Annotated in this window: 20 protein-coding genes and 1 pseudogene; 16 read left to right on the top strand and 5 right to left on the bottom strand. The window is 69.3% G+C overall.

Annotation, left to right across the window (positions count from 1 at the left end):
- The first annotated feature begins 44 nt into the window (after positions 1–44).
- From AB4851_RS03945 to AB4851_RS03925, 5 genes and pseudogenes are all read left to right on the top strand, one after another.
- Positions 45–989 (top strand): dTDP-4-dehydrorhamnose reductase family protein, encoded by a 945-nt coding sequence (locus tag AB4851_RS03945; protein ID WP_414448521.1) that lies wholly within the window; start codon positions 45–47, stop codon positions 987–989.
- Between the two features lie 326 nt (positions 990–1,315).
- A pseudogene (locus AB4851_RS03940) lies at positions 1,316–1,834 on the top strand (RNA polymerase sigma factor); the annotation flags it as partial.
- A gap of 25 nt (positions 1,835–1,859) precedes the next feature.
- On the top strand, positions 1,860–2,810 hold the full coding sequence (locus tag AB4851_RS03935; RefSeq protein ID WP_414448520.1) for an anti-sigma factor family protein: 951 nt from the start codon (positions 1,860–1,862) through the stop codon (positions 2,808–2,810).
- Between the two features lie 104 nt (positions 2,811–2,914).
- On the top strand, positions 2,915–4,009 hold the full coding sequence (locus AB4851_RS03930; protein WP_414448519.1) for an anti-sigma factor: 1,095 nt from the start codon (positions 2,915–2,917) through the stop codon (positions 4,007–4,009).
- A 267-nt stretch (positions 4,010–4,276) separates the two neighbouring features.
- Positions 4,277–4,408 (top strand): hypothetical protein, encoded by a 132-nt coding sequence (locus tag AB4851_RS03925; protein ID WP_277396218.1) that lies wholly within the window; start codon positions 4,277–4,279, stop codon positions 4,406–4,408.
- 466 nt (positions 4,409–4,874) lie between these two features.
- On the opposite strand, the gene AB4851_RS03920 is transcribed toward AB4851_RS03925, so the two are convergent.
- Entirely contained in the window at positions 4,875–5,648 is a 774-nt protein-coding gene (locus AB4851_RS03920; RefSeq protein ID WP_414448518.1) for an AraC family transcriptional regulator, read from the bottom strand.
- A 111-nt stretch (positions 5,649–5,759) separates the two neighbouring features.
- Between AB4851_RS03920 and AB4851_RS03915 the strand changes: the two genes are divergently transcribed.
- Genes AB4851_RS03915 through AB4851_RS03905 form a run of 3 tightly spaced genes read left to right on the top strand, consistent with a single transcriptional unit; the run spans position 5,760 to position 10,262 of the window.
- A complete protein-coding gene (locus AB4851_RS03915) occupies positions 5,760–7,460 on the top strand; it encodes an efflux transporter outer membrane subunit (protein WP_414448517.1) in 1,701 nt (566 codons plus the stop codon).
- A 58-nt stretch (positions 7,461–7,518) separates the two neighbouring features.
- A complete protein-coding gene (locus tag AB4851_RS03910) occupies positions 7,519–8,691 on the top strand; it encodes an HlyD family secretion protein (RefSeq protein WP_414448516.1) in 1,173 nt (390 codons plus the stop codon).
- On the top strand, positions 8,688–10,262 hold the full coding sequence (locus AB4851_RS03905; RefSeq protein ID WP_414448515.1) for an MDR family MFS transporter: 1,575 nt from the start codon (positions 8,688–8,690) through the stop codon (positions 10,260–10,262). The genes AB4851_RS03910 and AB4851_RS03905 overlap by 4 nt, the downstream gene beginning before the upstream one ends.
- Positions 10,263–10,292: 30 nt before the next feature.
- On the opposite strand, the gene AB4851_RS03900 is transcribed toward AB4851_RS03905, so the two are convergent.
- Complete coding sequence (locus tag AB4851_RS03900; protein WP_414448514.1) at positions 10,293–11,696, bottom strand: PLP-dependent aminotransferase family protein; 1,404 nt, start codon at positions 11,694–11,696, stop codon at positions 10,293–10,295.
- 168 nt (positions 11,697–11,864) lie between these two features.
- Here AB4851_RS03900 and AB4851_RS03895 point away from each other — a divergent pair, with 168 nt between their 5' ends.
- The 6 genes from AB4851_RS03895 to AB4851_RS03870 all read left to right on the top strand — a co-directional run bounded on the left by AB4851_RS03895 (position 11,865) and on the right by AB4851_RS03870 (position 19,238).
- Complete coding sequence (locus AB4851_RS03895) at positions 11,865–13,148, top strand: hydroxymethylglutaryl-CoA reductase, degradative (RefSeq protein WP_414448513.1); 1,284 nt, start codon at positions 11,865–11,867, stop codon at positions 13,146–13,148.
- A gap of 214 nt (positions 13,149–13,362) precedes the next feature.
- Entirely contained in the window at positions 13,363–13,872 is a 510-nt protein-coding gene (locus tag AB4851_RS03890) for a hypothetical protein (protein ID WP_414448512.1), read from the top strand.
- On the top strand, positions 13,869–15,248 hold the full coding sequence (locus AB4851_RS03885) for a tripartite tricarboxylate transporter permease (protein WP_414440875.1): 1,380 nt from the start codon (positions 13,869–13,871) through the stop codon (positions 15,246–15,248). Before AB4851_RS03890 ends, AB4851_RS03885 begins: the two co-directional genes overlap by 4 nt.
- A 90-nt stretch (positions 15,249–15,338) precedes the next feature.
- Complete coding sequence (locus tag AB4851_RS03880; protein ID WP_414448511.1) at positions 15,339–16,241, top strand: LysR substrate-binding domain-containing protein; 903 nt, start codon at positions 15,339–15,341, stop codon at positions 16,239–16,241.
- A gap of 220 nt (positions 16,242–16,461) precedes the next feature.
- Positions 16,462–17,760, top strand: coding sequence for a dicarboxylate/amino acid:cation symporter (locus AB4851_RS03875; protein WP_414448510.1), 1,299 nt, complete (start codon positions 16,462–16,464; stop codon positions 17,758–17,760).
- Positions 17,757–19,238 (top strand): aspartate/glutamate racemase family protein, encoded by a 1,482-nt coding sequence (locus AB4851_RS03870; protein WP_414448509.1) that lies wholly within the window; start codon positions 17,757–17,759, stop codon positions 19,236–19,238. Before AB4851_RS03875 ends, AB4851_RS03870 begins: the two co-directional genes overlap by 4 nt.
- A gap of 1 nt (position 19,239) precedes the next feature.
- On the opposite strand, the gene AB4851_RS03865 is transcribed toward AB4851_RS03870, so the two are convergent.
- Both AB4851_RS03865 and AB4851_RS03860 read right to left on the bottom strand, forming a co-directional pair.
- Positions 19,240–19,410 (bottom strand): hypothetical protein, encoded by a 171-nt coding sequence (locus tag AB4851_RS03865; RefSeq protein ID WP_414448508.1) that lies wholly within the window; start codon positions 19,408–19,410, stop codon positions 19,240–19,242.
- A gap of 54 nt (positions 19,411–19,464) precedes the next feature.
- Positions 19,465–20,316 (bottom strand): SDR family oxidoreductase, encoded by an 852-nt coding sequence (locus AB4851_RS03860; RefSeq protein ID WP_414448507.1) that lies wholly within the window; start codon positions 20,314–20,316, stop codon positions 19,465–19,467.
- A gap of 136 nt (positions 20,317–20,452) precedes the next feature.
- Between AB4851_RS03860 and AB4851_RS03855 the strand changes: the two genes are divergently transcribed.
- Positions 20,453–21,385, top strand: a complete 933-nt coding sequence (locus AB4851_RS03855; RefSeq protein WP_414448506.1) for an AraC family transcriptional regulator — start codon at positions 20,453–20,455, stop codon at positions 21,383–21,385.
- 64 nt (positions 21,386–21,449) lie between these two features.
- Here the strand turns inward: AB4851_RS03855 and AB4851_RS03850 are convergent, their stop codons facing one another.
- Complete coding sequence (locus tag AB4851_RS03850) at positions 21,450–22,088, bottom strand: TetR/AcrR family transcriptional regulator (RefSeq protein ID WP_414448505.1); 639 nt, start codon at positions 22,086–22,088, stop codon at positions 21,450–21,452.
- A 185-nt stretch (positions 22,089–22,273) separates the two neighbouring features.
- On the opposite strand from AB4851_RS03850, the gene AB4851_RS03845 reads away from it, so the two are divergent.
- Positions 22,274–23,446, top strand: a complete 1,173-nt coding sequence (locus AB4851_RS03845) for an efflux RND transporter periplasmic adaptor subunit (RefSeq protein ID WP_414448504.1) — start codon at positions 22,274–22,276, stop codon at positions 23,444–23,446.
- The last annotated feature ends 7 nt before the right edge of the window (positions 23,447–23,453 follow it).

Below are 23,453 nucleotides of genomic sequence, written 5' to 3'. Positions count from 1 at the left end.
CAATAGTGCCCCACCCGCTTGCGGGACTACCAGGAGACCACCGGATGAAACTCGCCCTGATCGGTGCTTCGGGCCTGCTGGGCCGCGCCGTGGCCGCCGCGCTCGCGCCGCGCCGCGAATGGCAGCTCGTCGCCACCGTCCGCGATCCGGGCAGCGCGACCGCGCAGGCCGCCGCACGCCTGGCCGGGCTCGCGCCCGAGGCGCTGACGCCGCTCGACGTGCTCGATCCGCGTGCGCTCGACCGTTTCTTCGCCGCGCAGCGCCCCGCCGCGGTGATCGTGTGCGCGGCCGAGCGGCGGCCCGATGTGTGCGAGCGCCAGCCCGAGGCGGCGCGCGCCATCAACGTGACGGCCCCGGCGGAGATCGCCGCGCGCGCCGAGGCCGGCGGCGCATGGACGCTCGCGATGTCCACCGATTACGTGTTCGACGGCCGCGCCGCACCGTACCGCGAAACCGACGCGCCCGCGCCGCTCAACGCCTACGGCCGCAGCAAGGCCGACGGCGAGACGGCGCTGCTGGCCGCTTCGTCGCGCGCCTGCGCGCTGCGCCTGCCGCTGCTGTTCGGCCCGGCGCTGACCTGGGCCGATTCGGCCGTGACGAGCCTGGTGCCGGCGATCGTGGCGTCGTCGCGGCCGGGCGCCGCGCCGGTCGACATGGACGCCTGGGCGATCCGCTATCCGACCTGGACGCCCGACGTCGCGTTCGTGATCGCGCAACTGGCCGCACGCCACGCGGCCGGCCAGACGGTGACGGGGCTGTGCCAGTGGTCCGGCGACGAGCCGATGACCAAGCACGAGATCGCCGTGCGGATCGCCGCCGCGCTCGGCATCGCGCCGCGCCTGACGGCCGTGACCGAGCCGCGCGATGCGACGCCGCGCCCGTACGATTGCCATCTCGACGCGTCGCGGCTGGAAGCGCTCGGCATCGGCCGGCGCACGCCGTTCGATACGGCGATCCGGGCGGTGCTGGCGGCGGGGGAGGCGCTGTGACGGCGGAGGATGACGTCGGTTCCGGCGCCGGTTCGGCCTGCTCCTGTCGCGTCGCCAGCCGGCCGGCCGACGCGGGCGTGCGTGCCGGGTTCATGCGCCGCGCCGGCCGATAGGCCCGAACCCCGTTTCCGGTTGCCTCGCAACAGGGAATCCGTCAGGCGTTCGGACGGTTCCGCGTCAGCCCGCGCGCGCCGAGCCGCGCGTGCAGCCAGCCTTAGCATGCGGGAATCGGGCGAGGTACAATTCGCCAGCCTATTCCTCCGGCTCGCCAGCAGCCGGATTCCGGCCGGTGTGCCAGCCGGCAACCTCGCTTTCAGTTAGCCATCATGTCAACAGCAGATGTCGAGAGTCTGCCCAATCTGCTGCCCGGCATGTTGCCGCGGCTATGGGCCTTCTCGCTGCGCCTGTGCGGCAACCAGCACGACGCGGAGGATGTGCTCCAGCGTGCCTGCGTGCGCGGCCTCGAACGCGCTCACCAGCTGCAGCCAGGCACCGCGCCGCTGAGCTGGATGTTCTCGATCGTCCACTCCACCTGGATCAACGAATTGCGCGCGCGCAGCGTGCGCAGCCGTTCCAGCATGGAATGGGACGACAATTTCCTCGAAACGGTCGCCGATCCCGGCGCGCGCAATCCCGAAGACATGCTCCTGAGCGGCGAGATCATCACCGCCGTGGAGCGCTTGCCGGAAGCGCAGCGGATCGTGATGCTGCTGGTGGCCGTCGAGGGCCTCAGCTATGCCGAGGCCGCCGACGTGCTCGAGGTGCCGATCGGCACCGTCATGAGCCGGCTGTCGCGGGCGCGACAGACCATCGGCGCCCAGTTCGGACCGCGCGACGACGCGGCCGCTTCCCCCCAAAACGAGCCGCGCGATGAAGACCGACGACGCCAGCCTGCTGGCTTATGTGGACGGCGAACTCTCGCCGCAAGATACCGCGCAGATCGAACAGGCGATCGGCGCATCGGACGAACTGTCGGCGCGCGTGGCCCTGCTGCGCGCGTCGCAACTGCCGTACGGCGAGGCGTTCGGGCAGCAGTCGCTGCCGCCCGTGCCCGAATCGCTGACGCGCAACGTCGAGGCCATGATCCGCCGGCATCGCGAGGCGGCGGCCGAGGCGGTTGCAGCCTCGGCCGCGACCGCCGCCGCGCCGGCTGCCGAGGAACCCGAAGCCCCGCTCGGGCCGAACGTGCACCGCCTGCGGCCGCGCGCACCGAAGCCGGCTGCGTTCACGTGGCCGAAGCTGGCCGTCGCGTTCGTGGCGGGCGCGTTCTGCTGCGGGCTGGCCCTGCAATTCCTGCCGACGCTGCGCGGCGAGGGCGCCGGGCTGGCCACGGTGGCGAGCCAGGGCGGCATGGCGCCGTGGATTCGCGCTGCCGCCGGCTATCAGCAGCTTTACGTGCGCGATACGATCGCATCGCTGCAACCCGACGCCGGTGCGACGGCCGCCACGGTGACGGACATCCAGAATGTCGACCGCCTGCCGGTGCAGATCCCCGACCTGAGCAGCCAGGGCCTGACCTTCAAGCGCGTGCAGCGGCTGCGCTTCCATGACAAGCCGCTCGTGCAGATCGTCTATCTGCCGAAGCAGGGCAAGCCGGTGGCGTTGTGCGTGTTGCGCGATGCGAAGGGCGATGCGGCGCCGTCGAGCGAGCAGGTGGACGGCATGTCGGTGGTGGCGTGGCGGCGCGGCCAGCTTGGTTACGCACTGATCGCCGCGCCCGGCGATGTGAACCTCGAAGGCCTCGGCAAGCAGCTCTACGACGGCCCGGCGCCGGCCACGATCGGCGCGGCCGAGGTGGCCGCGCCTGCTCCGCGCGCCTGAGCGCCGCGCGGGGGCCGGGCGGCGATAGGTCTGAACTATGCGTATCATAGCGATCTGCTAACGACGCGCCGCGGCCAACCCGCGTGCCACGACACTTGCGCCAGATGAAACCCGACGACAGCACATTGATCGCGTACGCCGACGGCGAGCTGAGCCCCGCCGCCGCGGCGTCGGTCGAACAGGCGCTGGCCGAATCGTCAGCCTTGCGGGACGAAGTGTCGCGGCTGCGCGCGTCGCGTTTGCCGTATCGCCAGGCGTTCGCGGCGCAATCGCTGCCGCCGCTGCCCGATGCGCTGCGCTTGCGGATCGAGGCGATGGCGAGCGCGGCCCGGCAGCAGCCGGAGCAGGCGCGGCAGGAATCGAGGCAGGAATCGGGGCCGGAAGCAGGGGCTGGATCGCAGGGCGAGGCTCCGTACCGCCACGCATCGCGGCCCGAAGCATCGCACGTCGAAGCACCGCAATCCGAGGCGCTGCAATCGGAAACGCTGCAATCCGAGGCGCCGCAGCCGCACCTCGAAGCACCGAAACCCGAAACGCCGCACTCCAAAGCAGCGCAGCCGGGCAGCGCCACGTCTGGCGTCGTACTCCCGTTCGCCAAGCGCCGCATTCCGCGCCCGGCCCTGTGGCTCGCGGCGGCGTTCGTCGCCGGCGCGTTCTGCGCGGGGCTCGTGCAGCAATTCGCGGCGGGCGGGCTGGGCGGTGGCGACACGCCGCTCGCGGCAGCCGGCGTGAAGCGGCCGTGGATCAGCGTCGCGGCCGAATATCAGCAGTTCTACACGCGCGAGACGCTGGCCGATGTCCAGCCCGATCCGGCCGTGTCGGCGCGGATCATCGGCGCGATCCGCAGCGACGACGGCATCGCCGTGCGCGTGCCCGACCTGGCCTCGGCCGGGCTGACGTTCAAATCGGTCGACCGCCTGCGCTACGACGGCAAGCCGCTCGTGCAGATCGCCTATCTGCCGGCGCAAGGCACGCCTGTCGCACTGTGCGTCATGAAGGACGCGCGGCCCGATCAGGCGATCTCCCAGCGCGAGATGCACGGCATGTCGGTCGTGACCTGGCGGCAGGGCAGTCTGTCCTACGCGCTGATCGGCAAGCCCGATTCCGGTGATCTGAACGCGATCGCCCGGCAGATCGCGGGCAGCCGCGTGGAGGCGATGTTCGCGGCGCGCGAGATCGCACGCCGGCTGCTCGGCTGACGCCCCCGCGTCGTTCAAAATTCGGCTCGGCAGGCCGGTTCCCTTCCTTTTTTGTCTCGTCTAAGCTTGTTGCGCTGCTGCAAGGGCAGCGTGGCGCTATGTCATAACGCCTTGATTTTTATGGGGTTGGAGTCGATTGGGATTCGTCGGCACAGCCTGCGGCGCTCGGTCGCGCGGCAGTTGTTGCGAAAAGCACAATGCCTGTTGCAGTGCAGCGAGTGTTCCGTATAATGCGGGTTATTCCCTAGGTATTAACCCGAGGTCATCATGAAAGCAGCAACTGCATCCACCCCCGTCCTGGCTCAATGGTTCGCACAAGTGCGCAGCAATCTGGCACGCGCTTGGGAACTGCACGTTCGCACCTGCGAACTGATCGCCGAAGCACACCGCCGCATGTAATGGCGGGCGGCCCGGCCGCCGGCAGGTCGATGCGGAGCGGCGCAGCGCACAGCTGCGACGGTGCATCGAACTCTCCGAGCCGGAGCCGCGTTCGAACCCGGCATGCTGGTCGCCGGGTTCCGCGTGAGTCCTGACGACTCACGCATGCCGGTTACGCGAATGCTCGCGTGCCGATCGTCCCGCCGGGGCGAATCCCGCTGACAGGGTTCGCCGCTCCGGCAACCGCTCGACGGTCGGCCACCGCGGCAACAGGCGCAGCAAGGCCTGATTCGCGCCACGGCCCCATTCAGTCCGTTTCGCCCCGCGAGTTCGCCGGCGGAACGCAGTTCTCGCATCGCGCGGGGCCGGCAACATGCCGGTTTCGCGCCGATCGCCTCGCATCGATGGCGCCGATCGTTCCGATCGTTGCGCGCTGCATCCCCTTCGGTCAGATCGTCCGCGCCCGGTTCCGCTGCCGCGCTCGCGCCTACGCACGCCGCAAATACTCGCTCGGCGCCACCCCCAACACCTTCCTGAACATCGCCGCGAACGCGCTCGGGCTGTCATAGCCGTGTTCGAGCGCCAGCTCCAGAATCGACGCGCCGGCGGCCAGACGCGGCAAGCTCAACAGCAGACGTGCGTGCCGCCACCACGCGCCCGGCGTCATGCCGGTTTCGCGCGCGAACGTGCGCGCCAGCGTGCGGGCGTTCATGTGCGCGGCGCGCGCCCAGCCTTCCAGCGTGACCGGCTCGGCCGGATGCCGGATCAGTTGCGTGCACAGCGCGGCCAGCGCCGGATGGTGCGGCATCGGCACATGCAGCGCGAGCGGCGGGGCCAGTTCGAGCTCGTCGAGGATCAGCGCCAGCATCCGGCCCGCGCGGCGGTTCAGGTCGCAATCCCACGGCAGGCCGTGCGCGGCGGCGATCAGCTCGCGCAGCAGCGCGCCGACCTCGATCACGCGGCAATCGCGCGGCAGCCCCGGACGCACCTCGTAGGCGACGAACAGCGAGCGCATGCGCACGTCGCCGGCCATGTCGATCGCGTGATGCATGCCGGCCGGCACCCACACCGCCCGCCCCGGCGGCACCACCCAGCTTCCCGCCTCCGCGCGCACGATCATCACGCCCTCGATCGCGTGGATCAGTTGCGCCTGCACGTGCATGTGGCTCGGGATCGACGAGCCGGCCGGCATGTCGGTGGCGATCACGCCGATCTGATGCGCCTTCTCGCGGGCATCGAGCGCTTCGAAAAATTCGTTCATGTGTCCATTTCGCGACGATGAATGCACATTGCGCGTGCGACTGACGTCAGGCCGCGACCTTAGCATGGCCTGACTGTTTTCGTTCAACCGCTTGCGACGAGCGCTGCCGCCATGTTTCCGATGTCTTCCGACGGGCCATTGCCCGTGCCATCCGCTTGTTCCACTCGTTCCGAGTCGTGGTGTTCGCCGTGTCCGCCGACCACGCACACCACGCAGGCCGCGCTGACCGAGCCGACCGAGCCGACCGAGCCGACCGCGCTGACCGCACCGACCGCACCGACCGCACCGACCGCGCCGACCGCGCCGACCGCGCCGACCGCGCCGACCGCGCAAACCGCGCAAACCGCGCAAACCGCGATTCCGCGCCCGTTCGTGCCTCGCCCCGCCGCGCTCACCGCCGTGCTTGCGAGCGTGCTGACCGCCGCGCTGGCCGGCTGTGCCCCGGCCGCGCCGTATCGCGCGCCGGTGGCCGACGCGGCCCGCAACGCGCCGTTCGATGCGGCCGCCACCGTTCCCGAAACCCGCCCGGCCGCGCCCCCCGACCATTGGTGGCGGCTCTACGACGACCCCTCACTCGACGCGCTGATTCGCGACGCGCTCGCGCAGAACCGCGACCTCGCCGTCGCGGCGGCCCGCGTGCAGCGTGCCCGCGCGTTGCTCGGCGAGGCCGAGGCGGCACGCCTGCCCGCGACGCAGGCGTCGTTCGGCGTGGACTACGGCCGCCACACGGCCGACCAGACCGTCGCGTCGGCGCGCGACACGGGCAGCGCCGCCACGCGCTTCGGCTGGTCGCCGGGCTTCGGCGTGTCGTGGGAACTGGACCTCTGGGGCCGCGTGCGCCATCTGGTCGAGGCCGCGCACGCCGACGCCGAGGCGCGACAGGCCGCGTCCGACGCGTTGCGCGTGACGATCGCGGCCGACACGGCCGGCGCTTACGCGAGCGCCTGCGCCTACGGCGAACGGATCGACGTGGCGCAGCGCTCGCTCGGCGTGGCCGAACGCGTCGCGGCGCTGACGGCGCGCCAGCAGGCGCTCGGCCTCGTGTCGCGGCTCGAGGTCGCGCGGGCGCGCGCACTGGCCGACGACACGCGTGCCGAGCTGCCCGCGCTCGAAGGCGAACGCCGCGCGTCGCTCTACGAATTGGCGGTGCTGACCGGCCGCCCGCCCGCCGAGGTGCCGGCGGCGGCCGTGCAGTGCCGTCGCGCGCCGCGGCTCGCGCAGCCGTTCCCGGTGGGCGACGGCGCGGCGCTGTTGCGCCGCCGCCCCGATCTGCGCGAGGCCGAGCGCCGGCTCGCGGCGGCTCATGCCCGGGTGGGCGAGGCGCAGGCCGCGCTCTATCCGTCGATCGTGCTGGGCGGCTCGGTGAACTGGTTGTCGACCTCGGGCGATCCCGCCTCGCTCGGCGACCGCTACGCGATCTCGTGGGGCGTCGGGCCGCTGATCAACTGGCATTTCCCGAACCTGGCCGCGAGCCGCGCGCAACTGGGCGCGGCCCGCGCCGACGACGACGGCGCGCGCGCCGCGTTCGATGCCGCCGTGCTGCGCGCGCTGCGCGACACCGAGCAGGCGCTGGCGCGCTACGGCGCGGTCTGGCAACGCCGCGACGCGCTGCAGACGGCCCGCGACGAACACGCGCGCGCGTTCGCGCTGGCCGAGCGCGCGTTTCGCGAGGGCGCGGCCGATTCGCTCGACGTGCTCGACGCCGAGCGCGGCCTGATCGCCGACGAGGCCGCGCTGGCCGCCGCCTCGCAGCGGCTCGCGCTCGATCAGGTCGCCGTGTTCAAGGCGCTTGGCGGCGGCTGGCAGCCGTGATCGCCGCGCCGTTTCCCTTCCTTCATCGATCCGATTCCACGCACACTTTCACGCCGACATGAGCACGACCACCGAGCAGAACCCCGACATCGCGCCGCACACCGAACCCGTCGCGCCACCCGCGCGCTTCGCGGGCGCCCGCCGCACCTGGCTGATCGCGGGCGGCGCGCTGGCCGTCATCGCGCTGCTGGCCTGGGGCTGGCACTGGTGGCGCGTCGCGCGCTTCATCGAAAGCACCGACGACGCCTACGTGCGCGCCGATGTGGTGACCGTCAGCCCGCGCGTGTCGGGCTACGTCACGCGCGTCGCCGTGGACGACGATCAGCGCGTGGCGCGCGGCGACGTGCTGGTCGAACTCGACGACCGCGATTTCCGCGCGAAGCTCGACGCGGCGCAGGCGGCCGTGGCCTCGGCCGAGGCCGCCCGGCAGGAAGCCGACGCGGCGGCGGCCACGCTCGACGCCCGCATCGCGCGGCAAGGCAGTGCGATCGCGCAGGCGCAGGCCGATGTCGAGGTGGCGCGCGCCGAGGCGGATCGCCGCACGGCCGATGCGACGCGCTATCGCGCGCTGCTGGCCGACGAGGCCGCCAGCGGCCAGCGCTGGGAACAGGCGCGCGCCGAGGCGTTGAAGGCGCGCGGCCTGCTGGCCGGCGCGCAGGCCGCCGCCCGCGCACAAGGTGAGGAACGCGAAGTATTGCGTCGCCGCCGCGCCGAAGCCGCCGCCGCAATCGGCGCGGCGCAGGCTCGGCTGGCTGCTGCACAGGCGCAATTTTCGCTGGCCCGGCTCGATCTCGAACACACGCGGATCCGCGCCACGCGCGAAGGCGTGGTGGGGCAGCGCGCCGTGCGCGCGGGGCAATACGTCGAGGCCGGCACGCCGCTGCTGGCGGTGGTGCCGCTGCACGAAAGCTATGTCGTGGCGAACTTCAAGGAGACGCAGCTCGCCGCGATGCGTGCGGGCGAGGCGGTGCGGCTCGACGTCGATACCTATTCGGGCCGCGCGCTGCACGGCCGCGTGGTGGGCATCGCGCCCGGCTCCGGCGCGCAGTTCGCGCTGCTGCCGCCCGATAACGCCACCGGCAACTTCACGAAGATCGTGCAGCGCGTGCCGGTGAAGATCGCCGTCGACGCGTTGCCGGGCGACGTGGTGCTGCGGCCCGGCATGTCGGTGATCGCGCATGTCGATACGCGCGGCGGCGGCGAGGCCGGCGCGCACGGAGCGCAACCGTGAGCGCGGCCGGCGGCGGCCACGAGGCCGTTTCGCTGCGCGCCTGGGTGGCGGTGCTCGGCGGCGTGGTGGGCTGCTTCATGGCCGGCATGAACGTGCATGTGACGAACGCCTCGCTGCCCGATATTCGCGGCTCGCTCGGCGCGAGCTTCGAGGAAGGCTCGTGGATCACCACCGCCTATCTCGTCGCGGAGATCGTCGTGATTCCGCTGACGGGCTGGCTGGTGCGCGTGTTCTCGGCGCGCCGCGTGCTGCTGGTGGGGGCATCGGGGTTTCTGGTGTTTTCGATTGCCTGCTCGATGGTGCCGAACGTCGGCGCGATGATCGCCGCGCGCGCGTTGCAAGGCGCGTTCGGCGGCGTGCTGATTCCGCTGTCGTTCCAGTTGATCGTGACCGAGCTGCCGAAGTCGCGCCATCCGCTCGGCATGGCGCTGTTCGCGATCGCCAACAACGTCGCGCAGGCGGCCGGGCCGTCGCTGGGCGGCTGGCTGACCGACACCTATTCGTGGCGCTGGATCTTCTACCTTCAGGTGCCGCCCGCGATCGCGCTGGTGGCGGCGATCGCGTGGTCGATCCGCCCGGTGCCGACCGAGCCCGGGCAGTTGCGAAACGCCGACTGGGGCGGCATCGCGACCATGGCAGTCGGCCTGAGCGCGTTGCAGATCGTGCTGGAGGAGGGCGAGCGGCACGACTGGTTCGCGTCGGGCGGCATCGTGCTGCTGTCGGCGCTGGCGGCGGCGGGTATCGCGGCGTTCGTCGCGATCGAATTGCGGCGCGCCGATCCGTTCATCAACCTGCGGCTGCTCGGCCGCTACAACTTCGGCCTGGCCAGCCTCATGCAGTTCCTGTTCGGCGGCGTGGTGTTCGGCGTGGTGTTTCTGGTGCCGAACTATTTCGCCGAGGTGCAGGGCTACAGCGCGCGCGACATCGGCCTCGCGATGATCCCGTACGGGCTGGTGCAGTTCGCGATGTCGTTCCTGACGCCGCCGCTGATGCGCCGGGTCGGGCCGCGCGCCACCATCGTGGCGGGCTTCGCGCTGGTCGCGGCCGGCTGCCTGATGAACATGCACCTCGATGCCGATTCGGCCGCCAACGTGATCGTGCCGTCGCTGGTGGTGCGCGGCGTCGGCCAGTCGCTGGTGGTGATCGCGCTGTCGGTGATGGCGGTGGACGGCATCGAGAAGGCGCAGCTCGGCTCGGCCTCGGGCGTGTTCACGATGGTGCGCAACGTGGGCGGCGCGGTGTTCATCGCGATCGCGAGCCAGATCGTGGTGGAGCGCGAGAAGCTTCATGCGATGCGGATCGGCGAGGCCGTCACGCCGTTCTCGGCCGCCTACCAGGAGCGCATGGCCGCGCTGACGCGCGCGATCGACGGCCTGCATCGGGCGCGGCCGCAGGCGCTGCCGCTCGACGACACGAGCGGCGTGCATCGTCTCGCGCTCGCGCTGATCGATCGGCACGTCACGCGCGAGGCGCTGCTGATGGCCTACAGCGATGCGTTCCTGCTGGCCGGCGTGGCGATGCTGGCCTGCGCGGCGGGCGCGTTCGCGCTGCGCCGCGCGACGGCGCGCTGAATCGGCCGGCCGGCGCTCGGGCGGTCAGCGTCAGCCCGGCGACACCGCCTTCAGCGCGGCCACGAAACGCTTGTCCGACAGATACGCCACATTGAAGCGGCAATAGGCCGACAGCCGGTCCGCGCCGGGCGCGAACACCGCGCCCGGCGCGAGGATCACGCCCTGGTCGATCAGCGCCTGCGCAAGCTGCATCGAATCGGGCCAGCCCGGCAGCGACGCCCACAGGTACAGGCTCTGATCGCTTTCGCGGAACACGTCGGCGCCCAGCCGCCTGAGCGCCACCAGGCCGGTTTCGGTCGCGCGCCGCAGCTTGTCCTGCAGGAAGTTCGTATGCCGAAGGAAATGACCGTCGCTGACGATCGCGTCGATGGTGCGTTCGCAGTACTCCGAACTGCTGACGTGCATCAGCATCTTGACGTCGGCCAGGTCGCTGGCCAGCCCCGCGTCGCAGGCCAGGAACCCCACCCGCAGCGCCGCCGACACCGATTTCGCGAAGCTGCCGATGTAGATGGTGCGGCGTAGCTGGTCGAGCGTGGCGATGCGCGTCAGCGTGCGCGGCTTGAGATCGGCCAGCGCGTCGTCCTCGACGATGGTCAGGTCGTGGGCATCGGCCAGTTGCAGGATGCGGTGCGCCTTGGCCGCCGAGGTGTCGGTGGCGGTGGGGTTGTGGCCCACCGATTGCGTGAAGAACAGCTTGGGCCGATGCGCGGCGAGTTCGGCTTCGAGCGCGGCGATCGAGGGGCCGTCGGTTTCGCGAGGAATCCCGATGATTCTTGCGCCGCTCAATTTGAGCTTGCCGAACAGCGGGTAGTAGCCGGGGTCGTCCACCAGCACCGCGTCGCCCGGATGCACGAAGTAGCGCAGCACGATGTCGATCGCCTGGTTCGCGCCGTGCGTGAGGACGATCTGCGAGGGCTGGGCGTCGATGTCGTAGCCGGCCAGCTTCTGTTGCAGCGACTGGCGCAGCGGCAGGTAGCCGTAACGGCTGCCGTAGCGGAACAGCGAGGCCACGCCGGTGCGCACCACGCGCTGGTGGTACAGGTCGAGCCGCGTCTTGGCGAGCCAGTCCACCGGCGGGAAGCCTTCGCCGAGGTTCAGCACGTTGGCGCTCTCGTGCAACTGCTCGCGCATCAGCCAGACCACGTCCATCGCGCGGTCGAGCGTGGTGGCGTCGTCGGGGTCGGCCGCGGGCGCGGCGGCCGTGCTCGCGCGCCGGCACACGAAGAAGCCGGAGCCGCGGCGCGGCTCGATCAGGCCGTTGGCGGTCAGGATGTCGAACGCGCTGACCACGGTGTTTTTCGAACAGCCCGAGGCATCCGCATATTCCCTGATCGACGGCAGCTTGCTGCCGGCCGGCAACATGCCTTCTTCGATCTGTCTGGCGAGATTGTCCGCAATCGCTTCAGACAGCGTGGTTCCTGCGCGCCGTATCATCGCGTCCGCTCCGGGTGGTGCGTGCACTGTGTCGGGTACAGTGCCGCGAGTGTTGTCGGGAACTGTACCTTTCATTGAGGTACAGCGCGCCTATTATTCGTCCATTCGAACCGGCCCCGCAACACAGGAATACGCGGGGCCGACCCAACACCGAAGGAGACGACCCCGATGCCCATCGATTCCGCCCTGCCCGATTTCCGCTCCCTCACGCCCGCCGAACGCCTGTCGCGCATCGCCGTGGCGGCCGGCCTCGACGACGCGCAACACGCGCTGCTCGCCAAGCCCGGCGCGCTGCCGCTCGATATTGCCAACGGCATGATCGAGAACGTGATCGGCACGTTCGAGCTGCCGCTCGCGGTGGCCGGTTACTTCCGCATCAACGGCGAGGACGTGCTGGTGCCGATGGCGGTGGAGGAGCCGTCGATCGTGGCGGCGGCCTCGTTCATGGCCAAGCTGTCGCGCGAGGCCGGCGGCTTTCGCACTTCCAGCACCGGCCCGCTGATGCGCGCCCAGGTGCAGATCCTCGGCATCGACGATCCGTACGGCGCGCGCCAGACGATCCTCGCCAGCAAGGCCGAGCTGATCGAGCTGGCCAATTCGCGCGATGCCCTGCTGGTCAAGCTCGGCGGCGGCTGCCGCGACATCGAGGTGCACGTGTTCCCCGACACGTCGCGCGGCGCGATGGTGGTGGCGCACCTGATCGTGGACGTGCGCGACGCGATGGGCGCGAACACCGTCAACACCATGGCCGAGGCGGTGGCCGGCAAGGTGGAGGCGCTGACGGGCGGCACGGTGCGGCTGCGCATCCTGTCGAACCTGGCCGACCTGCGGCTGGCCCGCGCGCACGTGCGCTATTCGGCGGCGACGCTGACCACGCGCGACTACGCGGGCGAGGACGTGATCGAGCGCGTGATCGACGCCTACGAGTTCGCCGCCATCGATCCCTACCGCGCGGCGACGCACAACAAGGGCATCATGAACGGCATCGATCCGGTGATCGTGGCCACCGGCAACGACTGGCGCGCCGTGGAAGCGGGCGCGCATGCGTATGCGAGCCGCAGCGGCCGGTACACCTCGCTGACCACCTGGGAAAAGGCCGCCAACGGCGATCTGGTCGGCACCATCGAGCTGCCGATGCCGGTGGGCCTGGTGGGCGGCGCGACGCGTACCCATCCGCTCGCACGTGCCGCGCTGAAGATTCTCGGCGTGGAATCGGCGCAGCGGCTCGGCGAAATCGCGGCGGCGGTGGGCCTCGCGCAGAACCTGGGCGCGCTGCGCGCGCTGGCTACCGAAGGCATTCAGCGCGGCCACATGGCGCTGCACGCGCGCAATATCGCGATCGCGGCCGGCGCGACCGGCGCGGATGTCGACTGGGTGGCGAAGAAGATGGCCGCCGCTCGCGACGTGCGCACCGATTACGCACTGCAATTGCTGGCCGGGCCGCGCAACTGAGCGACGGGGCCGGACGTTCGTCGAGAACGCTCGGCTTGCCAAGTCGCACGGGGTACGAAGTAACGCGCGAAGCCGCGCCGCGCACGGCCCTGCCGTGCCGGCGCCGTTTCGCGTCAGGGCAGCACCGCGCATGATCGCCATTCGGCATGCGCGCACGCGGACCGCGGGACCCACCCCGGCCGCGCAGCACACTCCATATCGAAGGAGGAGACAGATGAACGACATTCGCGTGGAATCGGCCGCGCTCGCGCCCCCGCGTGCCTTGCACGACACGGCGACCGACGCGCCGCTGGCCGAAGTGTGGGGCGATACCGTCGACTTGCGCCATCTCGGCTGGTCGGTCGTGATCGGCGTGGGCGTGGCGCTGGGCGCGTTTCTCGCGGGCCGCGCGCTGCTCGCGCCGTTGGTGGCCGATCCGCAGATCGCGCGCGCCTACGCGATGCTGGTGGGCCTGGGCGGCTGCCTGGCGGCCGGGGCGATCTGCGCCAGACTGTTCAAGCCGAAGCGCGTGGTGGTCGAGCACCTGGTGGACGAGGCGGCGCGCCTGCGCGTGCTGGCGCAGCTCGATGCCGAATCGGGCGGCCTCGGCACGCTCGACGACCTGAGCCCGGCCGCGCGCGCCGAAATGGACGAACTGGGCCTGACGGCCGTGTTCGCCGCCTACGAACGCGGCGAGCGCGATGCCTCGGCATCGGCCGCCGACACCACGGGAGCGCGCCGATGACTCCGCTGCTGTCCGATTTCTCCGTCGCGTTGGCGATGGGCCTGCTCGGCGCAATCGCGTTCTCCGCGATCGGGCTGGTGTCCGGCACCGACGAAACCACCACCATCGCGCCGCTGACGCTGCTGGTCGCGCTGCTCGGCGTGCCGCCGGCCGGCGTGTTCACGTTCTTCCTGGCCGGCGCGGTGGCCAAGCACATGACGCACGCGATCCCCACCGCGCTGCTCGGCATTCCCGGCGACACCCTGGCCGCGCCGCTGTTGCAGCAGGCCACGGCGCTGCGCGCACTCGGCGTGCCGCACATCGCGCTGCGCAAGATGATCTCCGGCGCGATCGTGGCGGCCTGCGTGGCGGTGCCGCTGGCCGTGCTGTTCGCGGTGCTGCTCGCGCCGTTCGGCGGCGCGATCTCGAAGGCCGCGCCGTGGGTGTTCCTGGCGGCCGCGTGCGTGATCGCGTATGCGTCGGCCGGGCGCTGGGCCAGCGTGCTGCTGCTGATTCCGTTCGTGATGCTGATCGTTGCGTTGCAGACGCTGACCGGCAAATACGGCGTGAAGCTGTCCGTCAGCTATTTCCTCGGCATCGCGATCGGCCCGCTGATCGCCGATTTGTTCGGCATCCTGTCGCCGCCCGCGCGGCGTGCGATGCGCCGCGACCGGCTCGCCACGTTCTCGCTCGCGCCCGACCTGAAGGGCTGGCGCGGCTGGTTTCCGAACCCGCTGCGGATTCTCGACCGCAGCCAGACGGGCTGGACGCTCGGCACCGCCGCGCTGTCGAGCGCCACCTTCGTGTTCAGCCCGGTGGCGATGACGGTGGTGGCGGGCGAGATCGTCGGCGCGCGCATCAAGCATGCGTATCCGCGCCTGACCACGGTGATCGCCGCGCGAAACGGCGTGACCGAGGCGACCTATATCGCCGAGGCGCTGATTCCGCTGATCGCGTTCGGGCTGCCGTTGAGCCCGGTGGCCGCAGGCCCCGCCGCGCCGCTGTTCAACGCGCCGCCGCGCTTCTTCGTCGATGCCGCCACGGGCCAGATCCACAACCTGCACACGATGATGTCGGCCTGGGCGTTCCTCGGCTACGGCTTGCTGGCGGTGCTGCTGGCCGCCTTGATCGCCTATCCGCTGGCGATGAACTACGCGCACCGCGCGGCGTCGTTCGTGGCGCGCAAGCTGAGTCACGAGGCGATCATCGCCACCTTCGCCGGGCTGATCGTGGTGATCGGCGTGTGGGAAGGCGGCCTGGCCGGCTTGGCCGTGATCCTGACGGTGGGGTTGGTGGGCGGGGTGCTGTCGAAGCTGTTCAGCTTCAATACCGGCGTGCAGTTCATGGGCTTCTATGCGGCCGTGCTCGGTGTGCCGGCGCTGATGAAGCTGATTTGAGCGAAACCGTCTTCGATTTTGCTTGCGATGGCCGCGGCGTAAAATGCGCGCTGATTCAGCCCGCTCACTTTTCTCCCCGCCGGCCTCCGCATGGAAATCAAGTGGATCGAGGATTTCATCGCCCTCGCGCAATACCAGAGCTTCTCGCGCGCGGCGGAATTCCGGAACGTCACGCAATCGGGTTTCAGCCGGCGCATCCAGTCGCTGGAGCAGTGGATCGGCGCGGAGCTGATCGACCGCAGCAGCTTCCCGCCCGTGCTGACGCCGGCCGGCCGCCTGTTTCGCGAGGCGGCCGACGACATCCTGCACAAGCTTCACGACACGCGCGCGATCATCCGCACCGAGCAGCGCATCGCCGGGCACGGCCTGCAGATCGCGGCCGGCCATACGATCGCGCTGAATTTCCTGCCGCCCTGGCTCAAGGCGCTGTCGGCCCGCTTCGGCGAGGTGCGGGCGCGCGTGGTGCCGGCCAATGTCCACGATTCGATCCTGGCGCTTGTCAACGGCAATTGCGAGCTGATGTTCGCGTATCACCACCCCGAACTGCCGCTCCATCTCGACCCGGCCCGCTACGAACACCTGACGGTGGGCCTCGACACGCTGCTGCCGGTCAGCCGGCCGACGCCGCGCGCCGCGCCGCAGTTCCGCCTGCCCGGCACCACCAAGGCCGCGCTGCCGCTCATTGCGTACACCGAAACGAGCTACTTCGGGCGCTGCCAGGCGTTGCTGCTGTCGCGCGCGCCGGCCACGCCGATGCTGCGGCTGCATTACGAATCGGACATGGCCGAGGTGCTCAAGAAGCTCGTGATCGAGGGCGAGGGGCTGGCCTGGTTGCCGAAAAGCGCCGTCACGCGCGAGCTGGCCAACGGCGAACTGGTGCTGGCCGGGCCGTCGAGCTGGCACATGGAAGTGGAGCTGCGCGTGTACCGCGACGCCAGCAACCGCGGCGCGTTTCTCGACACGCTCTGGCAGCACCTGCGCGCCTCCGCCTGAGGCCGTCCGGCCGCGCTCGCGGCCCCTATGCGGAATCCGCATACGCGCATGACGGACCCGCATCGCGGTTTTTTTGACCATCCCTACCATCCGTTCTGACGGCCGGATTGCCCGGTCGCGCCTTCGGTTCCGATCCGCTGCCCGCGCGTCGCGATACCGGTCACGCTCAATCGCTTCGCGCCGGGCGGCCGTTCGGCCGCCCGGCGCATCAGGGACGGACATGAAATCTCGCCTCACTTTCTGGATCGCCGCCGGCATCGTGCTCGGCATCGCGGCCGGCTACCTGTGCCATGCCCATGCGGCCGACGCCGCGCAGGCCAAGGCCATCGCCGGCTACTTCTCGATCGTCACCGACATCTTCCTGCGGCTGATCAAGATGATCATCGCGCCGCTGGTGTTCGCCACGCTGGTGTCCGGGCTGGCCGGCATGGAAGGCGGCACGGACGTCGGCCGCATCGGCCTGCGCACCGTGCTGTGGTTCCTGTGCGCGTCGCTGATCTCGCTGCTGATCGGGCTGACGTTCGCCAACCTGCTGCAACCGGGCGCCGGGCTGCACCTGAGCCCCGGCACCGAGGAAACCGTCGCCGGGCTGAACACCGCCGGGCTCAACGTCAAGGACGTGGTCACCCATGCGTTCCCGACCAGCCTGCTCGACGCGATGGCGCGCAACGACATCCTGCAGATCCTGGTGTTCTCGCTGTTCTTCGGGCTGGGGCTCGGCGCGCTCAAGCACGACCCGCGCGTGGCGGTGGTGATCGGCGCGATCGACGGCCTGGTGCCCGTGATGCTGCGCCTGACCGGCTACGTGATGCGCGCCGCGCCGTTCGGCGTGTTTGGCGCGATCGCCTCGGCGGTGACGCTGCGCGGGCTGGACGTGATCGTCACCTACGGCAAGCTGATCGGTTCGTTCTACGCAGCGTTGGTCGTGTTGTGGGTGCTGCTGCTCGCGGTGGGCTGGCTGTTCCTCGGACGCGATGTCGGCCGCTTGCTGAAGGCCGTGCGCGAGCCGGCCATGCTGGCGTTTTCGACCGCCAGCAGCGAGGCCGCGTATCCGCGCCTGACCGAGCAGCTCGAACGTTTCGGGGTACCGAAGAAGGTGGTGGGCTTCACGCTGCCGCTCGGTTATGCGTTCAACCTGGACGGCTCGATGATGTACCAGGCGTTCGCCGCGATCTTCATCGCGCAGGCGTTCGGCGTGGACATGCCGCTGTCCCAGCAACTGACCATGTTGCTGGTGCTGATGTTGAGCAGCAAGGGCATGGCCAGCGTGCCGCGCGGCTCGGTGGTGGTGGTGGCCGCCGTCGCGCCGCTGTTCCATTTGCCGGCGGCGGGCGTGGCGCTGGTGCTCGCCATCGACCAGATTCTCGACATGGGCCGCACCATGACCAACGTGATCGGCAACAGCGTGGCGACCGCCGTGATCGCGAAGTGGGAAGCGCGGCGCGAGGCCGGCATGGCAAAGGACGCGCCGGCGTCAGCCGCGACGCGCTTCGAGGCGCTGCCGGGCGAGGCGCAATGAACGCGCCGGCAAGTCAGGCCGTGGCCGCCGACGCGGCGGCGCGGCGCTACGGCGTGGTGGGCGGGCTCGGCCCGCTGGCCGGCGCCGACGTGTTCTACAAGCTGATGCGCGCGGCCGGTGCGACGCCGATCGATGCGATCTTCGAGCAGCATCCGTTTCGCGGCGTCGAATCCGATCGCGAGGCCACCACCGCGCGCAAGCTCTACGTGTTCGACATGATTCGCGATTTCGAGCGGCGCGGCGTGACCACCGTGGTGCTGCCGTGCTTCCTGAGCCACACGTTCATCGACGAGTTGCGCGCCAATACCTCGCTGGTGATTGTCGATATCGTCGAGGCGCTGCGCGAGCATGTGCGGCGGAACTGGCCGCAGGCGCGGCGGATCGGCGTGCTGGCTTCGGCGGCCACGCGTGCGCAGCGTCTGTTCGAGCGGTATTTCGCGGCGGACGGCTTGACGTTGTGCTACCCCGAGGCGGAGGACGGCGATGCAGCGATCGATGTCGTGGCCGAGGCTGTGTACGGCCCGGGCGGCATTCGCTCGGGCGCGGTGGCCGGGCGGCCGGTGGCGCTGTTGCGGCGCGCATGCGCGTCGCTCGTCGCGCAGGGCGCGGACGTGATCGTGCCGGGGCTGACCGAGATCGCGCTGGTGGCCGATGCGCTCGGGCCGCTGCCCGTGCCGCTCGTCGATGCGAACGCCGTGTACGCGCGCCATGTGCTCGATGCGGGCGCGCTCGCGCCGCGACCGCCCGAGCCGTTCCGGATCGGCGTGGTGGGCGGCGTCGGGCCGGCCGCCACCGTCGATTTCCTGGCCAAGCTGGTCGGCAACACGCCGGCCGCGCGGGACCAGGATCATCTGAAGGTGATCGTCGAGCAGAACCCGCAGATCCCGGACCGCACCGCGCACCTGATCGGCGACGGGCCGGACCCGACCGTCTCGCTGTACGCCACCTGCAAGCGGCTCGAACAGGGCGGCGCGAACCTCGTGGCGATTCCGTGCAATACGGCGCATGCGTTCGTCGAGCGGATTCAGCCGCGCCTGTCGATTCCGATCGTCAACATGTTGAGCGTGACGGCGCAGTATCTGCGCGAGCGGTTTCCGACGCTGCGCGAGGTGGGGGTGCTGGCGACCTCGGGCACCTTGGCGAGCGGCGTGTACGGCGACGCGCTTGCCGCGCAGGGCCTGGCGCAGATCGCGCCGCCGCCGGAATTGCAGGCGCGCGTGATGGCGGCGATTTATGGCGAGCGGGGGGTGAAGGCGGGGTTGACCGAAGGCGCTTGCCGGGACGATATCGACGCAGCGCTCGATGGGCTGGTGCGGATGGGCGCGCGGGTGGTGTTGCTCGGGTGTACGGAGTTGCCGTTGCTGTTGCCGGCGGGGGAGCGACCGAGCGCCACCGGCGCGTGCGTCACGCTGGTCGATCCCACCGACGTGCTGGCCAAAGCCTGTGTCGCGGCGGCCGAAGCTGCGCTCATCGAGTAGGTTACCGAAGCAACTCGGCAACGACTGCCTCGACGAGCCGCGTGCACGCATCGGGGTCGGCGTCGAGAAAGAGCGCAGGCTCGATCAGTTCAAGCTCGATGACGTGAGGCCGGCCGCCGATCGAGACGAGATCCACGCGGGCCAGCAACGGCACGCCGGGGGCGCGCTGCAAGGCGAGGCGGCCGGCTTCCGTTTCACCGGCGCGGCGTGACGCGCGCCGACGGCGTTACCGCGAGGCCTGGCCGTCCGATGCTCTGTCGGTCGAAGCGGCGAGCGCCTGCTGCGCTTCGAGTGCCGCCAGGCGCTCGCTCAATTGCCGGCGCATCACGTCGAACGCATCGCTGCCCAACGCGATGCGCTTCGGCGCGGGGTGCTGATCGGCGCTGGCGATCATGATTTCAGCCATCTTCGCCGCGTCGCCGAGCGGCACCTGGGCTTGCGCCTCGATCATCCGGTGCGCCATGCGAGCCGGCGACGCATCGTAGGCGGCGAGCTTGGGCGACAACTGCGCGCTTCGATAGCGAAAATCGGTGCCTGCCGAACCCGGTTCGATCAGCGTGCAACCGATGTTGAATGCGGCCACCTCCTGACCCACGGCATCGATGAAACCCTCGATGCCCCACTTGCCCGCGTGATACAGCGCCCCGCCGGGAAACGCCGCCTGGCCACCCATGGTGGACAACTGAATGATCCGGCCGCGCCCCTGTTGCCGCAGATGCGGCAGCGCCGCGCGCACCACCTGGATCGAGCCGATCAGGTTCGTGTCGATCTGATGGCGGACTTGCTCGTCGGTCATTTCCTCGGCCGCGCCGAACAGCCCGTAGCCGGCGTTGTTCACCACCACGTCGATCGGCCCCAGTTCGCCGAACGCCCGATCGACGACGCGGCGAATCGCCGGCGTGTCCGTCAAATCAAGGTGTGCCAACCAAAGCGATGCGCCGTGACGGGCCTTCAGATCCGCCATCGCGTCGAGCTTGCGCACCGTGCCGGCGACGCGATCCCCTCGGGCCAGCAGTTGTTCGGTCATGTGGCGGCCGAAGCCGCTGTTCACGCCGGTGATAAACCAGGTTTGCTGCATGGTGTCGATACTCCTCGAATCCGTTCGCGTTGCACTCGCTGCCCGGCAAGCCCGGGCAGCCCAATGCAGGATAAGATCTGGCGGCTGGATTCTGAATACTTCAAAGTCGCATTTTCATGCGTGAAAATCTGAAATCATGATCGATCCCTTCTCCGATTTCCTGGGCCTGCTGGGCGCGCGCTCCGTCGTGTCGGGCGGCCTTGTGGCGGGTGGCGCGTGGGCCATCCGTTTTCCACGCTCGAACACGATCAAGTTCTGGGGCGTGGTGCGGGGCGGTTGCTGGGTCGTGTTCGAAGGGGAGGCACAGCCCATCCGGATCGAAAGCGGCGACGTATTCCTGCTTTGCGAACCGCGCTCGCATGTGCTCGCCAGCGATCTGGCGGCCGAGCCGGTCGAACTGGCCGACGTGCTCGATGCTCGCGTGGGCAGCACCGCTCATCACGGCGATGGCGACGATTTCTTCATGATCGGCGGCAAGGTCGAATTGAACATCGTGTCCCATCCGCTGTTGCAGGGCGTGTTGCCGCCGGTGATTCACGTACGGGGCACGTCGAATCAGGCGCAACCGCTGGGCTGGCTGCTCGATCAACTGGTGCGGGAGCGGCAGGGCGGTTTTCCGGGGGCGAACGTCGCGTCGAACCAGCTTGCGCACCTGATGTTCATTCAGATCTTGCGGGCGCATGTCGAAACCGCGGGCTTGCAGCCTGCCGGCTGGCTTCGCGCGCTGAGCGACACGCGTCTCGCGCCGGCGCTGCAACGCATGCACGACGACCCCGGCCGCGCCTGGGCGCTTCGCGAGCTGGCCGACGCCGCCGCGATGTCGCGTGCCACGTTTGCCGCTTATTTCAAGACCGTTTCGGGCATGTCGCCGCTTGCGTATCTGACGGCATGGCGCATGCATCTGGCGCAGCGCGCGCTGCTGGAAACCCGCACGCATGTGAACGTGCTGGCCCGCTCGCTTGGCTACGCATCGGAGAGCGCGTTCAGTCATGCGTTCCGGCGCGTGGTGGGTCGTTCGCCGAAGCATTTTCGGGAGTGGGGGAGCGGGGAGACCGAGCAAGGTTTTTGATCGACACAAGCGTGATGTGAATCATGCATCTCTGAGGATCGCGCCGGTTTGCATCGACCGGCATTCAAAAACGGTCGGCATGCGCCAGAGATTCGATACATAAACCAATCGACGATCGCATCATCTCGCCCACGGTCGCATTCGCGGGAATATCGATTTTCCCGACAAGAAACACGGAAAGCGTTCCGGTGATATGGGCATGCAGATGAAGGGCGGCCAAATGGGAATCGAGTGACCCGGAGATCTCCCCCTTTGCCGCGGCGCTTCTCAGTGCACGCTCGATGGCGTCGATAACGCGCTGGCAAAATGACTGGAAGCGAAAAAACAGCACATTGCCGCGAGTCATCTCGCTACCCGCCAGGAGTAGCGCGATGACTCGCATGCAATGCCGATCGCGCAGGGGAAAATCGACCAATCCGAAACAAAACGCCCGGATTGCGTTCAGATCGGCGCTGCTTGCCAATGTATTTTCAAAAACCTCGACCTGCGTCGATAAGTCCTCGAAGGCTCGGTCATACAGCGCTTCGAGTATCGAATCCTTGCTGTCGAAGTGCCAATAAATCGCGCCGCGCGTCATGCCGGCCTCTTTGGCGATGGTCTCGAGCGAGACCCCCGATACGCCCTTCACGACGAATAAGGCCTCGGCTGCGTTGAGCAACTCCTCGTACGTGGAGTGCGTCTCTACGTTGTTGCGTGTCCGCATATTCCCGACCTCCCTTGGAAGTGGCCTCGATGCTCATGGATGCGTGTGCACGTCAAAGCGCATCGTATCGTTGGATGGTACGGTAAACCCGCACGGCGGGCATTTTGACCTGCCTGAGCCTCTCGCTGCAGCAGCGGCGACGAGCCAGGGGTTTCCCTCTGACACCTTGAAAGGCATCGAAACGAATGAAACGGCATAGCAAAACTAGGGGTGCGTTGATCGTCGCGACGTGCCTGGGTAGCGCAGTAGCACTCACCGCGTGCGACAAGAACGAGGCGCCCAGGCAGGTCGCGCCGCAGGTGGGGGTGTTCACGCTCGATGCGCAAAAAGTCACGATTTCCACGACCTTGCCCGGGCGCACCGATGCATGGCGCGTCGCGGAAGTGCGCCCGCAGGTAAGCGGCATCATTCAAAAGCGGATGTTCGAGGAGGGGAGCGACGTCAAGCGCGGGCAGCAGCTCTATCAGATCGACGAAGCGCCGTACCGGGCTGTCTACGACAAGGCGCGGGCGGCGCTGATCGGCAGCCGGCAACTGGCTCAGCGATACCAGAAACTGGTCGGCGACAACGCGATCAGCAAACAGCAATACGACGATGCCCAGTCCGCCTACCGCCAGGCACAAGCCGATGTCGAATCGGCCCGTATCAATCTGGCGTACACCAAGGTTTATTCGCCGATTCCCGGTCGCATCGGTCGTTCAGCCGTGACCGAAGGGGCGCTGGTCACCAACGGTCAGCCGCAAGCGCTGGCCGTGGTGCAACAACTGGATCCGATTTATGTGGATGTCACCGAATCGTCGATCGACATGCTGCGCTTGCGACGTGAATTGCGCAGCGGGCAACTGAAGTCGATCGGGCAGGACGCGGCCGCGGTACGCCTCGAGCTGGAGGATGGGACGCAGTATCCCGTTACCGGATCGCTCAAATTTTCCGAAGTGAGCGTGGACGAAGGGACCGGGATGGTCACGATGCGCGCACTGTTTGGCAATCCTGAGCACGAATTGCTGCCGGGGATGTTCGTGCACGCAAGGCTCAACGAGGGCGAGCGAAACAACGTCGTCGTCGTGCCGCAGCAGGCCGTGATGCGCGATACCACCGGAGCCGCTCTGGCCTGGACGGTCGACGCCAACGGGATCGCCAGGCAACAGCGGATCGAGGTCGATCGCACGCTCGGCAATGCCTGGCTGGTGTCGGGGGGCTTGAAGCCCGGCGATCGGGTGGTGACCGAGGGCTTGCAGCGCCTCAAACCCGGAATGCTGGTTTCGCCTCAGCCCGCGACCAACGTCCATTTGCAACTGTCGGACGACCCTGCGTCCGCTCAGCCGAACCCGTCGTCGCTCGCCCCGACGGGCAAGTAAGCGGAGC

Source organism: Burkholderia sp. 22PA0099 (assembly GCF_047497165.1).
GTDB lineage: Bacteria > Pseudomonadota > Gammaproteobacteria > Burkholderiales > Burkholderiaceae > Burkholderia.
The sequence above is the reverse complement of the archived record's forward strand: the minus strand, read 5'-3'. Positions and strand labels throughout refer to the sequence as shown.

Coding starts and splice junctions, on each gene's coding strand:
- AB4851_RS03945 (WP_414448521.1), top strand. CDS start 45: ATGAAACTCGCCCTGATCGGTGCTTCGGGCCTGCTGGGCCGCGCCGTG.
- AB4851_RS03935 (WP_414448520.1), top strand. CDS start 1,860: ATGAAGACCGACGACGCCAGCCTGCTGGCTTATGTGGACGGCGAACTC.
- AB4851_RS03930 (WP_414448519.1), top strand. CDS start 2,915: ATGAAACCCGACGACAGCACATTGATCGCGTACGCCGACGGCGAGCTG.
- AB4851_RS03925 (WP_277396218.1), top strand. CDS start 4,277: ATGAAAGCAGCAACTGCATCCACCCCCGTCCTGGCTCAATGGTTCGCA.
- AB4851_RS03920 (WP_414448518.1), bottom strand. CDS start 5,648: ATGAACGAATTTTTCGAAGCGCTCGATGCCCGCGAGAAGGCGCATCAG.
- AB4851_RS03915 (WP_414448517.1), top strand. CDS start 5,760: ATGTTTCCGATGTCTTCCGACGGGCCATTGCCCGTGCCATCCGCTTGT.
- AB4851_RS03910 (WP_414448516.1), top strand. CDS start 7,519: ATGAGCACGACCACCGAGCAGAACCCCGACATCGCGCCGCACACCGAA.
- AB4851_RS03900 (WP_414448514.1), bottom strand. CDS start 11,696: ATGATACGGCGCGCAGGAACCACGCTGTCTGAAGCGATTGCGGACAAT.
- AB4851_RS03895 (WP_414448513.1), top strand. CDS start 11,865: ATGCCCATCGATTCCGCCCTGCCCGATTTCCGCTCCCTCACGCCCGCC.
- AB4851_RS03890 (WP_414448512.1), top strand. CDS start 13,363: ATGAACGACATTCGCGTGGAATCGGCCGCGCTCGCGCCCCCGCGTGCC.
- AB4851_RS03885 (WP_414440875.1), top strand. CDS start 13,869: ATGACTCCGCTGCTGTCCGATTTCTCCGTCGCGTTGGCGATGGGCCTG.
- AB4851_RS03880 (WP_414448511.1), top strand. CDS start 15,339: ATGGAAATCAAGTGGATCGAGGATTTCATCGCCCTCGCGCAATACCAG.
- AB4851_RS03875 (WP_414448510.1), top strand. CDS start 16,462: ATGAAATCTCGCCTCACTTTCTGGATCGCCGCCGGCATCGTGCTCGGC.
- AB4851_RS03870 (WP_414448509.1), top strand. CDS start 17,757: ATGAACGCGCCGGCAAGTCAGGCCGTGGCCGCCGACGCGGCGGCGCGG.
- AB4851_RS03860 (WP_414448507.1), bottom strand. CDS start 20,316: ATGCAGCAAACCTGGTTTATCACCGGCGTGAACAGCGGCTTCGGCCGC.
- AB4851_RS03855 (WP_414448506.1), top strand. CDS start 20,453: ATGATCGATCCCTTCTCCGATTTCCTGGGCCTGCTGGGCGCGCGCTCC.
- AB4851_RS03850 (WP_414448505.1), bottom strand. CDS start 22,088: ATGCGGACACGCAACAACGTAGAGACGCACTCCACGTACGAGGAGTTG.
- AB4851_RS03845 (WP_414448504.1), top strand. CDS start 22,274: ATGAAACGGCATAGCAAAACTAGGGGTGCGTTGATCGTCGCGACGTGC.